Raw genomic sequence first — 13,966 nt, forward strand, 5'->3', positions numbered from 1 at the left:
TGCTCCTTTGCGCTGGCTGACCGTATCACCGGACTACACGGAGTCCGGTGGCGTTTCAGCTATCAAAAATTCTGCTCGGCAAAGGCGTCTATCACCGCAGCCTCTCCGCTCTGCCGGATCAGCGCCTGCTTGCGGAAGAAGCGCATCAACCCGCTTTCACCCATCCGCGATGCGCCAAGACCCGAATATCCGAAACTCGATTTTTCCGCCTCCCATATCATGGAGGTCAATGACCCGTCATTTATCGAAACGGCGCCAGCCTGAAGACGCGATGCCACGGCTTCCGCTTTCGCAATGTCGGACCCGATAACCGCCGCCGAGAGACCGAACTGACTGTCATTGGCGAGGCCGATGGCCTCCTCAACATCGTCGTAGATCGTGACCGGAATAACCGGACCAAAATTCTCCTCGCGGATGATATCCATTTCGGCACTCACCCCGGTCAGCACCGTCGGCCGCAAATAAAGGCCACCGTCAAGATTCTCCACCTCGCCGCCTGCCCTGACTGTCGCGCCTTGCTCGACCGCCTGGTCGATCTGGTGTTGCGCGATCTGCGCTTGTTTTTCGAAAATAAAGGGCCCGATATGGCCTTCAGCAATGTCTGGATGATTCAGCCTGACGGCATCCGCCTGATTGACAAGACTGTCGAGAAACGGTTCCGCAATAGCGCGCGCAACATAGACCCGCTCGATCGACTGGCAGGCCTGACCGGTATTGACGATACTCGCACGCAGTGCGACCGATGCTGCCTTTTCCGGTTCAGCATCGGGCAAAATGATCATCGGATCTTTCCCGCCGAGTTCCAGACTGGCCGGAATGAAGGCCTTGGCCGCTGCTTCACCCACCTTGCGACCCGTCGCGACCGATCCGGTGAAGCAGACATAGTCGACATGCGCGATCATCGCTGCACCGGTCGCGCCATCACCTTCGATTATGGACAATATAGATGCCAGTTCGGGGGTGTTTCGAACGGTTTCCATCAATGGCCGAATGAAGCGTGGCGTGACTTCCGACGGCTTGATCAAGACGGCTGACCCTGCCATGAGCGCCGGTATCGCGTCGATCAGCGCGAGGGTCATCGGGAAATTCCACGGACTGATCACCCCGACCAGCGAATAGGGAACAAGCCGCGTTGATGTGGTGATTGTGGGCACCGAGGTCGGTTCCCCGCTTGGTTGCGCAGAGGCAATCAACGCCGGTGCGGAATTGGCCCAGCGACGGATCTGGCCGGGCACGCCAGCGGCTTCGATTTTCGATATTCCACCGCGTCCGGTGTCATCGGTCAGGGCCGGAATAATCGCTCCCAGATGCGCCTCAATCGCATCTGCCCATTGCAGCAGAATTTCTCCGCGCTGTTCCGGCGTCTTCGCAAGCCATCCTGTTTGTCCGACCCGCAGTCGCGCGGCTTCGGCTGCGACCGCCGCCTCATCAAGCGGAGCGATTTCGTGATCCGGCTTGCCGGTCCGCGGATTGCGTATCTTCATGGGCGCGCTTTCCAATTGTCGAGCAGCACATCACCACGGGTAAAGCCGACGTCCGGACGGTCGGCCATCGCGGCGACCAGCTTTTCGAAACTGCCAATCCGGTATGGCAGACCCATGATGTAAGGTGTCAAATGCATGGGCAGCATGCGGCCGCCATAATGTCCGGCTTCGTCCACCAGCCAGTCCGCTGCATCGGTCATCTGCTGCGCATAGCTGTCGACCGACTGCTGCTGAACATTGATGATCTGGCGATCCGACAGTTCGTGGTTGAGCGGGATATTGACGATTTCTCCGGCATCCGTGCGAAACTTGTAGGGCAGTTCGTCATTGACCCAGTCACACATGTAATCGAGCCCGGCTTCGACCAGCAGTTTCGCCGTGTGAAAACTCTGTGACCGGGCGATGGACAACCAGCCACGCGGGCGCTGACCCGTCACTTTGTCGAGCATATCGAGCGACTCATTGATCAGGGCGCGCTCGGCATCCTCTTCCATTCCGCTCGCAATCGTGCCGTTCATGTCGGTTGAATGGGCGATGATCTCATGGCCACCCTGGAGGATATCCTCGATCAATTGCGGATATCGCTCCGCCACCTTGCTGTTGGTTGCCACCGAGATGCTGGCACCCACTTTCTCGAACGCGCCCAGCAGACGATAGATGCCGATCCGCGTACCATATTCCCGGGCGGTATAGTGCCGGTAGTCGGGATAGGCCGTCTGCATGTGCCCCGGTGCACGGAACGGATCATCGCTGGGGACCATCGGAAAATATTCGAGACTGATAACCGGCCAGACCAGCAATTTCACCTGATTTGGCCAAAGAACCGGTTCGCGCTTGAAAAAATGGGTCCAGGGATAATGATCGTGATCCATCCCGCGCCCGCGCTTCGGATATTCGAGGTAGCTGCTGTCGAGGCTCATGCGGCATCTCCCGTCTGCGCCCGAAACCGGTCAACAATGTCTCCGGCCCTGGTGATCCAGGCCCGGCCGTCAGCGGCGATATGTTCCAGCACCGATTCAAACGGCCCGATGCGATGCGGTTGTCCGATCAAATAGCTGTGCAAGGGAATGCACATGACGGTGCCAGATTGGGCGCCCTCTTCCGCAAGCCGGTCATATTGCCGGATCAGCGTGTCGGCATATTCGCGGGGAGACATGTTGTAGATAAAAAAGCCATAATGATCGTTGACCTCGAGGCTATAGGGAATTGCCGTCAGCTGACCCGACTTGACCTTCACGTCAGTGGGCTGGTCGTCATGATAGAGGTCGCAGGTATAATCCATGCCATATTCGGCGAGCAGGTCCAGCGTCCGCGGCGTGTGGGTCAGGGCCGGGGCCAGCCAGCCGCGAATACGCTGTCCGGTCGCCCGTTCCACGGTGGCGATGCTGTCTTCGATAATCGCCCGTTCCTGGGCTTCGTCCATGCCGTAACTGTACCGGGTATTGTAGATGCCGTGGCTGAAAAACTCCCAGCCGCGCTGGTTCGCATCTTCGACGACCTCCGGAATATGATCACAAAGTGCGACCGACAGGCTGACCGAACCCGGGAAACCGTGCTTTGTCATCATCTCCGCCATGCGCCAGTGGGACACTCGGTTGGCATGATCGCGGTGGCTGTAACCAACCACATCGGGATGCGGTTTCGGCCAGCTTTTGCGATGCGGATTGGCTGCGGGGTCGAGCTCATAAAATTCCAGATTGGGCGCGACCCAGACTGCGCAGGTCTTGCCCTCCGGCCAACTGATTTTCGGCCGTTTTCGCCAGGGCTGATAATCGTAAAGCCCCGGATCCGGTTTCTGCGCATCTGCCATCAGCGCGCCTCCAGCCAGTCGATCACGGCCTGCACCGGTTCGACATCGGCATATTTGATCTGCAGGTCGGTGAGATTGGCGAAATGATAGCTTTCATGCTTGTCGGCACAGGTTTCGACCGGAACAATCGTCCGATAGCCATGACTCAAGGCATCTACTGCGGTTGCCCGGACACAGCCGGATGTTGAGCCACCGGTCACAATCACGGTGTCGACCTTGTGCCAGATCAGATAACTGGCGAGGGGTGTTTCGAAAAAGGCGCTGGGCATGCGTTTCGTATATTGCAAGTCATCCTTGCCGATCTCGCATCGGGGATCCAGCTTGTGCCGCTCGCTGTCATATTTGATGTTCTGCAGCGAATCTTCAGTGTCGGTCCGCGTGCCCCAGACCCCGGCATCGCCGGCGTCGTCCTTGTAGGCCACCCGGCTCCAGATAACCGGCATGTTCTTGTCCCGCGCCAGTCCGGAAATCCGGTTGATATGGTCGATCTGACGGGGATCGGTTTCATAGGCGGTCTTGAACAGATCGGTGCGCGTGTAGGCTTGCTGCACGTCCACATTGACGATCGCCAGTTTCTCGCCGAATCCGAATTTCTTGCGGGCAGGATTGCTCATCAATTCTTCGAAAATCTCCCGGGCGGTCCGTCCGTCCTCGACCATTTTCGTTCCAACCAGTGCCATATGCCTTGCTCTCCAGAATCAATAAAAAGACAATAACCCCAAGAAAAAGCTTGTCGAGACAAATTTGTCCGGACAAATATGGATTCTCATGAGGATTACACGCCACTTTATCGATGTCCGCAAGAACGGCCAGAGTCGCCGGGTGCATTACCGCAGGGCGGGCAATGGTCCGCCGCTGCTGATGGTGCACCAGAGCCCGCGCAGTTCGAAAGAATATGAGACGCTGATCGAGAAGTGGGCGGAGAATTTTACCTGTATCGCCCCCGATACCGCCGGTTTTGGTCAATCCGATGCATTGCCCGGTCAACCGGAAATCAATGATTTTGCCGATTCCGTTATCGACCTTCTCGATGCGCTGGGTATCGGAAAGTGTGCCGCATATGGCTTTCACAGCGGCGGCATCATTCTCGTGACAGCCGCAAAACGCCAGGCGAATCGGTTCACCTGTCTGGCCGTTGGCGGCTATGCCGTCTGGAGTCCGGAAGAAATGGCTCTGTTCAGTGACAGATATCTTCCGGAATTCCATCCCGCCGCTTATGGAGAACATCTCGCCTGGCTGTGGAACAGGATATTGGAGCAGAGCTGGTTTTTTCCCTGGTTCGCAACGGATGATGCCCACCGGCTGCCCGTTTCGAATGATCGGCCCGAACGCGTGGATGCGATCGTCCGCGAGATGCTCGATGCGGGAAATGCCTATCAGGCCGGCTATGGTGCTGTATTGCGGGCGCCGCGCGATATCCCGGCACCGGGTACAGAAGTGCCGCCCTGCCTGATCACCGCCTATGACGGAGATCCATTGCAGGATCATATCGACCGGTTGGGTGAATTGCCGTCAAACTGGAACGCACAAAAAGTGCGCACGCCCGAGGATCTTGAAAATAGCTGCCTCGCCTTCCTGCAACAGCACGAGACGCCCCTGTCCGATCGCATATTGGAAGCCGGAAACGAGGGATTCATTTCCGTTGAAACCGAGCAGTTTGACGGTCTTGTGCACTGGCGGGGCGAACAGGGGAGTGAAACCCTGGTTCTTCATGGCCCGGGATATGCCATGGCAACGGAACCAGATCCCGGCTGCATTGCCATTGATTTGCCGGGACATGGTTTGTCTGATGCATGGGATGGCGATCCTCCGGACAATTGGGGCGATTGGCGGGTGGTGATTGATGCAGTGGCCGCGAATCTGGGGACAACGGACGTCCGCTATCCTGATCTACCCGCTTGCGATCCGGACCGGCTCTATCCCGACCTTTCACCCGACCGCTTTGGCAACTACCTCCACATGGCCTGGCAGATCGTTCGGGCGCGACACATGTTTGCACCCTGGTACGAGGTGGATCCCGCGCACGAAAAAGCTTTTGACGCGGATGACCTCGATCCGGAAAACCTCGCCCGGGAGCATCTTGCCCTGATTCAGGCCTCGGCCGCGAAACACTATCACCTCGCCCTCCAGTCAAGATAACAAGGAATATCAATGGGAATCAAAGAAGACATGCCGCTGCTCGCCCGCCACGAAGGCGTCTGGGACGGCACCTATGCCTATTTCAACGCACAGAATGAAAAGATCGACGAACATGCGTCTCGCCTGATCTGCCGTTTCCCCGATAGTGGCGATATCCCCTATCACCAGACCAATCATTACAAGTGGGCGGACGGCAAAACCGAAATCCGCGAGTTTCCAGCCGAATATCGTGACAAACGCGTGTGGTGGGACAATGATCTGATCAAGGGCTGGGCTGCCGAAGTGCCACTGGATGAATATAACCGCACAGTGATGTTATACTGGCAACGGCAGGGTGATCCGTCGCTATATCTGTATGAGCAGATCCAGATTTCGGATGATGGTCAGAACCGGTGCCGGACATGGCACTGGATCAGGAATGGCCTGCTCGAGACCCGAACAGCGATACAGGAGACATTCGTGACCAGAGACTGGCGCACAATCGAAGCGGAAATGGAGGCCTGAGCTGACTGGACCCCGTTCCCTGTTTGACAAGCTGTGGGACAGCCATGTCGTCGCGGACCTCTCCGCTGGCAGTGCGCTGATCGCGATTGACCGGATATTTTTGCACGAACGAACCGGTGCGGCAGCGCTCAACAGTCTCGCTGAAGCCGGACGGACCGTCGCAGACCCGGCGAGGGTATTTGCCGTGACCGACCATATTGTCGACACCCGGCCCGGCCGGACGGATCAGACCCTGATGCCGGGGGGACAGGCTTTTGTCACCGAAACCCGGGCGGCGGCAAAGGCCGCCGGCATCACCTTGTTTGACGTGAACGATCCGGATCAGGGGATCGTTCATGTGATTTCTCCGGAACTGGGCATTGTCCTGCCCGGCTGCACGCTGATTGCACCGGACAGCCATACCTGCACCCAGGGCGCTTTTGGCGCACTCGCCTGGGGCATCGGTTCCTCGGAGGCCGAGCATGCGATGGCGACGGGGACCCTGCGGCTGAACAAGCCGAAATCAATGCTGGTGAAATTCAGCGGCAAGCGGCCCGAAGGTGTCACTCCCAAGGATATGATCATGACCCTTATCGCGCGTCATGGCGCGGCCGGAGGCAAGGGGCATGCGGTCGAGTTTGCCGGAGAAGCCGTAACAGCGCTGGATATGGAAGGCCGCATGACCCTGTGCAACATGGCGACCGAATTCTCCGCCATGTCCGGTTTCATTGCACCAGATGACAAGACTTTCGCATATCTCGAGGGGCGACGCTATGCGCCGAAAAATGTCCTTTGGGAGCAGGCCGTTGCACACTGGAAGACGCTGGCGAGTGACAGAGATGCAGATTTTGATCAGCATATGGAGATTGATGCCAGCAAGATCGAACCGATGGTCAGCTGGGGCACCAGCCCCGAGCACAGCATCGGGATCAGCGACCAGATCCCGGGCAATGCCGGACAACGACCGCTCGAATATATGGATCTCGACAAAGGCCAGCGATTAAGGGGCACGCCCATTGATGCCGCCTTCATCGGCAGCTGCACCAACAGCCGCCTTTCCGACTTGCGTCGGGCATCTGCCCTGCTCCGGGGCAAGACCATTGCACCAGGTCTGAAAGCGATTTGCGTACCGGGTTCCTCCCGGGTCAAGCGGGAAGCCGAAGCGGAAGGTATTGATCGGCTTTTCCGTGAGGCCGGGTTCGAATGGCGCGAGAGCGGCTGTTCCATGTGCTTTTATGCCGGAGGGGAGAGCTTCGATGCCGGATCGCGAGTCATCTCCACCACCAACCGTAACTTCGAAAGCCGCCAGGGTCCCAATGTCAAAACCCATATTGCCAGCCCGGAGACCGTGGTGGCCAGTGCCCTTGCCGGTGCCATTGCTGACCCGCGGGAGCTGACCTGATGGCCGAACCGTTCACGACCCTGACATCGCTGCCCATGCCGCTGATCCGGGACAATATCGACACCGATCAGATCATTCCGTCACGGGAAATGAAAAGCACCGGAAAAACCGGGCTCGCAGACGGGCTCTTTGCCGGATGGCGCTATACGGCGATTGGCGGCCGCGATCCTGATGAGTCCTTTGTCCTGAATGATCCGGACTTTGCCAATAGCCGCATCATTCTCGGCGGGGAGAATTTCGGGTGCGGCTCGAGCCGGGAACATGCCGTCTGGGCTCTGGCCGAATATGGTTTTCGCGCTGTCATCGCACCGAGCTTTGCCCCGATCTTTGCCGGAAATTGCGTGCGCAACGGAATTTTGCCCGCAGTGCTGGATGCCGAACATGTCGCGGCGATTGCCGAATCCGGCAAGGTGGCAACCATTTCCCTGCCAGACCAGACCATTGCGATTGACGGCGCAAACAGCTGGCCTTTTCCCCTCGAAGCCGAAGCCAAGGCGATGTTGCTGGAAGGACTGGACGCAATTGATCTCAGTTTGAAAATGGCCAACGAAATTTCCACATGGCAAGAAGCGGATCGCGCCGCACGGCCATGGATCTATCCAGGAGCAACAGCATGACCCTATCTGTCACCATCAGCGAAGTCGGACCGCGCGACGGTCTGCAAAGCGTCGACCGCGTAATGCCGACCGAAGCCAAGAAAGCCTGGATCAAGGCGGAAGCCGAGGCCGGTGTCAGCGAGATCGAAGTGGGCAGTTTCGTCCCACCTTCACTTCTTCCTCAGATGGCTGACACGGCAGAAATTGTCGCCTTCGCGAAAACCATCGAAGGACTCGATGTTGTCGCATTGATTCCCAACCTGCGGGGGGCGGAAAATGCGATAAAGGTCGGTGTCGACAAAATGTCGATCCCCTTTTCCATGTCCGAAACCCACAGCGTCAAGAATGTCCGCAAGGATCATCCCGCCATGCTTGCGGAAATCCGGGCAATTGCCGAACTGGTGGCAGAACAGCCGGAAGGACAGCGCCCACATTTTGAAGTAGGACTCTCGACCGCCTTTGGGTGCACGATCGAGGGGCCGGTGGCCGAGGACCAGATTGTCCGGCTCGCCGAGGCTGCGATGGAGGCCGGGGTCGCCGAGTGCGGACTGTCCGACACGACCGGCTATGCCAATCCTGCCCAGGTCACCCGGCTGGTCCGGAAAGTGAAAGCGGCAATTGGTTCGGACAATCTCAACACGCTCCACCTGCACAACACCCGCGGTCTCGGCCTCGCCAATGTCATAGCCGGACTCGAAGAAGGGATAACCACTTTCGATGCTTCGCTGGGCGGACTTGGCGGTTGCCCCTTCGCTCCCGGAGCATCGGGCAATATCGTGACGGAAGATCTGGTGTTCATGCTGGAAGCGATGGGCATCCACACCGGAATTGATCTGGAAAAACTGCTCAAGGTACGGGACATAGTCGCGGGAGCTTTGCCAGGCGAACCGATATACGGATTCACGCCCGATGCCGGACTGCCGCTGGGATTTGAAAGGGCTGCCGCATGACCGGACCGACACCCCTTGCCGGCCTGAAGGTTGTCGAGTTCACACATATGGTCATGGGCCCCGCGGTCGGTGCGATTCTCGCCTCGCTGGGCGCGGAAGTCGTGCGTGTCGAACCGATTGGCGGAGATCGCACGCGTCGGTTGGTCGGTTCGGGGTCGGGCTATTTCCCGATGTATAATCGCCACAAGCAGAGCATTGCGCTCAACCTCAAGGATCCCGACGGTCTGGATATCGCCAAAAAGCTGGTCGCCAAGGCGGATATTCTGGTCGAGAACTATCGCCCGGGTGCGATGGACCGGCTGGGATTGGGTTATGACGTTTTGTCAGAAACCAACGAACGCCTGATCTATTGCTCGGAAAAAGGGTTTCTGCCTGGCCCTTATGAAAACCGCACCGCGCTTGATGAAGTCGCGCAAATGATGGGCGGCCTGGCCTATATGACCGGTCCACCGGGTCAGCCATTGCGCGCTGGTTCCAGCGTGATTGACGTAACCGGCGGCATGTTCGGGGTCATCGCGATTCTGGCTGCGGTCGAGGAACGCCATCGCACCGGCAAAGGACAGAAGGTCCAGAGCTCGCTGTTCGAAACGACGATCTACATGATCGGTCAGCACATGGCGCAGAAGGCGGTGACCGGGAAAGCCGCTGATCCAATGCCGGCGCGAATTTCGGCCTGGGCCATTTACGATGTGTTTCAGACCAAAGACGATCCCGTGTTTATAGGCGTGGTCACCGATGCGCTGTGGGAAAAATTCTGCAAGCTGTTCGAGCTGGACGACCTCTGGGCAGATGAGAGCATTCGCGAGAACAACAACCGGGTCGCCGCACGGGACCGGATCATGCCCCAGATTCGCGAGCTGATATCGGGTTTCTCCCGGGAAGAATTGATCGCGAAGCTGGAGGGCACCGGACTTCCTTTTGCGCCGATCGCCCGACCCGAAGACATGTTCGATGATCCGCATCTCAATGCGGCTGGCGGGCTGGAGCCGGTTACGCTGGATAGTGGCGAGGAAACAAAATTGCCGGCCCTGCCGATCGAAATGAACGGAGCCCGGCCTTCCTCGCCGGTGCAGCTTTCGTCGATCGGGGAGCATACCGATGAACATCTCGCCAACCTCGGCATCTCCCCAGAAGAGATAGTTAGGCTGCGCGAGAAAGGTGCTATTGAATAACCCAAGGCTTCCGGCACGAGGGGCCGTTTCAGGAGAAGCCCTGCGTGACTGTCGAAACAGACATATTGATCATCGGCGCCGGGGCGGCGGGGCTGTCAGCAGCCCTTGCGGCTCATGAGTCCGGCGCCTCCGTAACCATCATCGAAAAACAGCCCAGGCTCGGTGGCACCGCTGCCATATCGGGTGGAATCATCTGGGCTCCGGGCAACAGCCAGATGACGGCTCACGGTCTGAGCGACAGTCGTGAAGAGGCCATGGCCTATTTCCAGTCGCTCAGTCAGGGCGATATTGACGATGAAGTTCTGGCGTCCTTTGTCGACGAGGCCCCGCGAGCCCTCGCCTTTCTGGAGGAACGGGATGCGGCCAGCTTCAGCATGCTCGAAGGCTATCCCGACTATTATCTCGACCGGCCCGGAGCGAAACCCGAAGGCGGCCGGGCGCTGGACAATGACCTGTTTGATTTTTCCACGCTCGGCGAATGGGCGGATCGGATCTTCGAGCATGGCCCCGCGCCCCGGATGATGCTCCGCGAAACGCCGCTGGGAGGCGGCACCGGCCAGATTGATCCGGAGGAAATGGAACGGCGGACCCAAGGCGATCTGCGCGGCTGGGGACAAGCCCTGATCGGGCGGATGCTCAAGGCCTGTCTGGAGCGAGGTATCGAACCGATGCTGGGCATCGACGGGCACCGCCTCACCATCGAAAAGGGCCGTGTAACCGGTGCCCGGATTACCAAAGACGGCAAGGAAGAAACATGGATTGCCCGCCGCGGAGTCATTCTTGCGACCGGCGGTTTCGAATGGAACGAGGAGCTCAAGCAGACCTTTCTGCGCGGCCCGCTGGATGCGCCCGCGTCACCGCCGGGCAATCAGGGCGACGGGCTGAAAATGGCGATGGCCGCCGGTGCGGGCCTGGGCAACATGACCAGCGCCTGGTGGGTGCCCACCGTATCGATGCCCGGAGTCTGCTGGGAAGGGGGTGAACAGCGCTCCATGCCGGTCCTGATCGAGCGCACCCTGCCGCACAGCCTGCTCGTCAACAGCAGCGGACGGCGGTTCTGCAATGAAGCCAATAATTATTCGGCCTTGGCGGGCGCCTTTCATTTCTTTGATCCGGCCACGTACAGCTACCCCAATCTTCCGGCATGGCTGATCTGTGACCAGCAATATCTGTCCCGCTATCCGATCGCAGCACATATGCCCGGCGATCCCCTGCCAGAGTGGATCAGATCCGCCGACAGCCTGGATGCGCTGGGGGAAAAAATCGGTGTGGACGCCGCGCAACTGGTAAAAACCGTGGACCGGTTCAACAGCCATGCTGGCGACGCGACCGATCCGGACTTCGGACGCGGGACCAGCGAATATGACCGCTTCTACGGGGATCGCTCCCGTCCCGGAGCGGCAGCAACGCTGGGTCCGGTGGACAGCGCCCCCTATTATGCGGTCGAAATCCGGATGGGTGCGCTGGGCACCAATGGCGGTGCAAAAACCAATGGTCAGGCCCAGGTTCTTGATCTTGACGGCGCACCCATTCCGGGCCTGTTCGCCGCCGGAAACGTGATCAGCTGCCCAACCGGCGGCGTCTATGCCGGAGCCGGAGGCACGCTGGGTCCCGCACTGACATTTGGACATATTGCCGGGCGGTCCGCGGCGCGGCTGGCGAATGATACAGGGAATCAGACATGAGAATATTGACCATTGGCGCAACCGGCGATCAGGGGCATCCGTTGCTCGAACGGCTGCAAAAGGCGGGCATGACCCCGGTTGCGGCACTGCGCAATCCCGACGCTTTCGCGGGAACGGTTTTTGCCGATGTCGAGACCGTCAAGGCAGACCTGTATGACGAGGCCTCAATGATTTCGGCGGCAAAAGGTACGGACGCCATCGCCGCGCACCTGCCGTTCGTTTTCGACAAGGAGCAGGCCGGGGTTTTGGGGCAAAACATTGCGGCAGCCGCCAGGGCAAACAACCTCAGGAAAATCGTGTTCAACACCAGCTGTTTTGTCGCCGAGGAGGATATCGGCAATCCGGCGCATGACGGGCGGCGGGAAATCGAGCGCCACATCATGGAAAGCGGAATCCCTTACGCGATTTTCGAACCCAAGGTGTTCATGGACAATATGATCCGCATGTGGAGCAAGCCGTCGATCGTCAACAATGCGATCTTCGCCTATCCGGCGGCCCCGGATCTCAAAATCTCGTGGGTCTGTCTCGACGATGTGGCCGCTTTCATGGTTGAGGCGCTGGAACGGGAGGATCTGCCGTCCGGGCGTTATGCGATTGGCGGACCGGAGCCGCTGGTCGGAGACCAGGTTGCCGCCATTTTGAGCGAAGCCGCCGGAAAAGACGTAACCTTTCGCAGCCTGTCACCCGATGAATTTGCTTCAGCAATGAGCTTGCTGGTGACCGGGTCGGCAGATGTTGTACCCAACTCCGTCTATGACGGGATGGCCAGCTTTTACCGGTTCTACAACACCCAGCCGGTGTCACCCTTGATCGCCGACACGGAGGCGATGGCAGCCAGTTTCTCGATTCAGCCAACCTCCCTGCAGGAATGGGCTGCGCGGCAGGACTGGAGCAATCCCGGTGACCCGGCACTTGCGATCCGGATGGCCGGCGCGCAGTAAATGGCAACACTGGCATCCGATAACCGCAAAGCCAATTATGCGCTGGGCGTATTGTTTGTTGTCACCATGCTCAATTTTCTTGACCGGCAGATCATCTCGATCCTGGCCGAACCGATCAAGCGGGACCTGGGTCTGTCGGACACACAGCTCGGGTTGATGACGGGCTTGTCCTTTGCGCTGTTCTATACAACTTTGGCCATACCGGTCGCCGCTCTGGCCGACCGCTGGAACCGCAGCCGCATCATCGCCATTGCCGTCGCCATCTGGTCGGCGATGACGGTATTGTGCGGTTTGTCAGCCAATTTCATCCAGTTGTTCCTCGCCCGGATTGGGGTCGGAATCGGCGAAGCGGGCTCTTCACCGGCCACACATTCCCTGATTGCGGATCTCTTTCCGCCGGAAAGGCGCGCCAGTGCGCTGGGTGTCATCGGCATGTCGATTCCGGTTGGTGCCTTCATCGCCTATGCCGCCGGCGGCTGGATAGCAGAGAATCTCAGCTGGCGGATTGCCTTTCTGATTGCCGGGTTCCCGGGACTGCTGGTCGCCCTGGCGATGTGGCTGACCGTTCCGGACCCGCGTGGAAAACCCCGGCTGCTCGAATCCTTCAAACCGATCCCGGGCAAGGCGAGTCTGCGCGATGCCTTGCGCGAATTGTCCGGCAAGCCGGCTTACTGGCATCTCGTGGGCGCCGGTGTCATGGTTCAGTTTGTTTCCTACGGACTGGCAAGCTTTTACGGCGGGCTTTTTGTCCGGGTTTACGGCATGGGCTATGGCGAACTGGGCTGGAAGCTGGGCGTCATGGTCGGACTGTCCGGTGGTTTCGGCGCCTGGATCGGCGGCAAGGCCGGGGACTTTTTCGGCAAACGCAATCCCACCCTGCCACTGATTGTCAGCGGACTGGTATTGCTGTCCGCCGCACCGGGAATGATCTGGGCCATTTATGCCGGCAATGCCAATCTGGCGATCATCCTGCTGGCGATCCCGACCTTTGCCGCTACTTTCTACTACGGTCCCACCTTTGCTGCCGTGCAGCTGCTCGCCAGTGATCAGACGCGGGCTTTGGCCGTGGCCATATATCTGCTGATTGCCGGTCTGATCGGGCTGGGGCTTGGCCCGGTTTTTGTTGGCGCCCTGTCCGACTGGTTCGCCGCAGGCGGGACGGGAGAAGATGGCGCAGCGCTCCAGAAAGCCCTCGCCTGTCTGGCGCTGTTCAACCTGTGGGCAGGTGCGCACTACTGGTTTGCAAGAAAAGGCGTGGCCACCGCCGCTCAGGGGAGCTGAACATCGTCAGCTCCCCCGTCCCC

Annotated in this window: 13 protein-coding genes; 9 read left to right on the forward strand and 4 right to left on the reverse strand. The window is 59.1% G+C overall.

What is annotated here, in order from left to right; all coding sequences use genetic code 11:
- Nucleotides 1-62: 62 nt before the first annotated feature.
- From BUQ90_RS01575 to BUQ90_RS01590, 4 genes are read right to left on the reverse strand one after another with little or no spacing between them, the layout of a single operon-like run.
- Entirely contained in the window at nucleotides 63-1,484 is a 1,422-nt protein-coding gene (locus BUQ90_RS01575) for an aldehyde dehydrogenase family protein (protein WP_074203403.1), read from the reverse strand.
- Nucleotides 1,481-2,404, reverse strand: a complete 924-nt coding sequence (locus BUQ90_RS01580; protein ID WP_074203404.1) for a polysaccharide deacetylase family protein — start codon at nucleotides 2,402-2,404, stop codon at nucleotides 1,481-1,483. The genes BUQ90_RS01575 and BUQ90_RS01580 overlap by 4 nt, the downstream gene beginning before the upstream one ends.
- Nucleotides 2,401-3,294: a polysaccharide deacetylase family protein gene (locus tag BUQ90_RS01585; protein ID WP_074203405.1), complete on the reverse strand. Its 894-nt coding sequence runs from the start codon at nucleotides 3,292-3,294 to the stop codon at nucleotides 2,401-2,403. The genes BUQ90_RS01580 and BUQ90_RS01585 overlap by 4 nt, the downstream gene beginning before the upstream one ends.
- Nucleotides 3,294-3,974, reverse strand: a complete 681-nt coding sequence (locus BUQ90_RS01590; RefSeq protein ID WP_074203406.1) for an isochorismatase family protein — start codon at nucleotides 3,972-3,974, stop codon at nucleotides 3,294-3,296. The genes BUQ90_RS01585 and BUQ90_RS01590 overlap by 1 nt, the downstream gene beginning before the upstream one ends.
- A gap of 88 nt (nucleotides 3,975-4,062) precedes the next feature.
- Between BUQ90_RS01590 and BUQ90_RS01595 the strand changes: the two genes are divergently transcribed.
- Genes BUQ90_RS01595 through BUQ90_RS01635 form a run of 9 tightly spaced genes read left to right on the forward strand, consistent with a single transcriptional unit; the run spans nucleotide 4,063 to nucleotide 13,943 of the window.
- The gene (locus BUQ90_RS01595) at nucleotides 4,063-5,433 is read left to right on the forward strand and encodes an alpha/beta fold hydrolase (protein WP_074203407.1); all 1,371 of its coding nucleotides are present in this window, start codon (nucleotides 4,063-4,065) and stop codon (nucleotides 5,431-5,433) included.
- Nucleotides 5,434-5,445: 12 nt separating this feature from the next.
- Complete coding sequence (locus tag BUQ90_RS01600) at nucleotides 5,446-5,937, forward strand: DUF3598 domain-containing protein (RefSeq protein WP_074203408.1); 492 nt, start codon at nucleotides 5,446-5,448, stop codon at nucleotides 5,935-5,937.
- Between the two features lies 1 nt (nucleotide 5,938).
- Nucleotides 5,939-7,318: a 3-isopropylmalate dehydratase large subunit gene (locus tag BUQ90_RS01605; RefSeq protein WP_074203409.1), complete on the forward strand. Its 1,380-nt coding sequence runs from the start codon at nucleotides 5,939-5,941 to the stop codon at nucleotides 7,316-7,318.
- On the forward strand, nucleotides 7,318-7,935 hold the full coding sequence (gene leuD, locus BUQ90_RS01610) for a 3-isopropylmalate dehydratase small subunit (protein ID WP_074203410.1): 618 nt from the start codon (nucleotides 7,318-7,320) through the stop codon (nucleotides 7,933-7,935). Before BUQ90_RS01605 ends, leuD begins: the two co-directional genes overlap by 1 nt.
- Nucleotides 7,932-8,864, forward strand: a complete 933-nt coding sequence (locus BUQ90_RS01615) for a hydroxymethylglutaryl-CoA lyase (RefSeq protein ID WP_074203411.1) — start codon at nucleotides 7,932-7,934, stop codon at nucleotides 8,862-8,864. The genes leuD and BUQ90_RS01615 overlap by 4 nt, the downstream gene beginning before the upstream one ends.
- Entirely contained in the window at nucleotides 8,861-10,036 is a 1,176-nt protein-coding gene (locus tag BUQ90_RS01620; protein ID WP_074203412.1) for a CaiB/BaiF CoA transferase family protein, read from the forward strand. The genes BUQ90_RS01615 and BUQ90_RS01620 overlap by 4 nt, the downstream gene beginning before the upstream one ends.
- A 44-nt stretch (nucleotides 10,037-10,080) precedes the next feature.
- Nucleotides 10,081-11,721 carry an FAD-dependent oxidoreductase gene (locus BUQ90_RS01625; RefSeq protein WP_074203413.1) on the forward strand — a complete coding sequence of 547 codons (1,641 nt, stop codon included), beginning with the start codon at nucleotides 10,081-10,083 and terminating at the stop codon, nucleotides 11,719-11,721.
- Nucleotides 11,718-12,662, forward strand: a complete 945-nt coding sequence (locus BUQ90_RS01630) for an NmrA family NAD(P)-binding protein (protein ID WP_074203414.1) — start codon at nucleotides 11,718-11,720, stop codon at nucleotides 12,660-12,662. Before BUQ90_RS01625 ends, BUQ90_RS01630 begins: the two co-directional genes overlap by 4 nt.
- The gene (locus tag BUQ90_RS01635) at nucleotides 12,663-13,943 is read left to right on the forward strand and encodes a spinster family MFS transporter (RefSeq protein ID WP_074203415.1); all 1,281 of its coding nucleotides are present in this window, start codon (nucleotides 12,663-12,665) and stop codon (nucleotides 13,941-13,943) included.
- The last annotated feature ends 23 nt before the right edge of the window (nucleotides 13,944-13,966 follow it).

The organism is Parasphingorhabdus marina DSM 22363, assembly GCF_900128895.1.
Lineage (GTDB): Bacteria > Pseudomonadota > Alphaproteobacteria > Sphingomonadales > Sphingomonadaceae > Parasphingorhabdus > Parasphingorhabdus marina.

Coding starts and splice junctions, on each gene's coding strand:
- BUQ90_RS01575 (WP_074203403.1), bottom strand. CDS start 1,484: ATGAAGATACGCAATCCGCGGACCGGCAAGCCGGATCACGAAATCGCT.
- BUQ90_RS01580 (WP_074203404.1), bottom strand. CDS start 2,404: ATGAGCCTCGACAGCAGCTACCTCGAATATCCGAAGCGCGGGCGCGGG.
- BUQ90_RS01585 (WP_074203405.1), bottom strand. CDS start 3,294: ATGGCAGATGCGCAGAAACCGGATCCGGGGCTTTACGATTATCAGCCC.
- BUQ90_RS01590 (WP_074203406.1), bottom strand. CDS start 3,974: ATGGCACTGGTTGGAACGAAAATGGTCGAGGACGGACGGACCGCCCGG.
- BUQ90_RS01595 (WP_074203407.1), top strand. CDS start 4,063: ATGAGGATTACACGCCACTTTATCGATGTCCGCAAGAACGGCCAGAGT.
- BUQ90_RS01600 (WP_074203408.1), top strand. CDS start 5,446: ATGGGAATCAAAGAAGACATGCCGCTGCTCGCCCGCCACGAAGGCGTC.
- leuD (WP_074203410.1), top strand. CDS start 7,318: ATGGCCGAACCGTTCACGACCCTGACATCGCTGCCCATGCCGCTGATC.
- BUQ90_RS01615 (WP_074203411.1), top strand. CDS start 7,932: ATGACCCTATCTGTCACCATCAGCGAAGTCGGACCGCGCGACGGTCTG.
- BUQ90_RS01620 (WP_074203412.1), top strand. CDS start 8,861: ATGACCGGACCGACACCCCTTGCCGGCCTGAAGGTTGTCGAGTTCACA.
- BUQ90_RS01630 (WP_074203414.1), top strand. CDS start 11,718: ATGAGAATATTGACCATTGGCGCAACCGGCGATCAGGGGCATCCGTTG.
- BUQ90_RS01635 (WP_074203415.1), top strand. CDS start 12,663: ATGGCAACACTGGCATCCGATAACCGCAAAGCCAATTATGCGCTGGGC.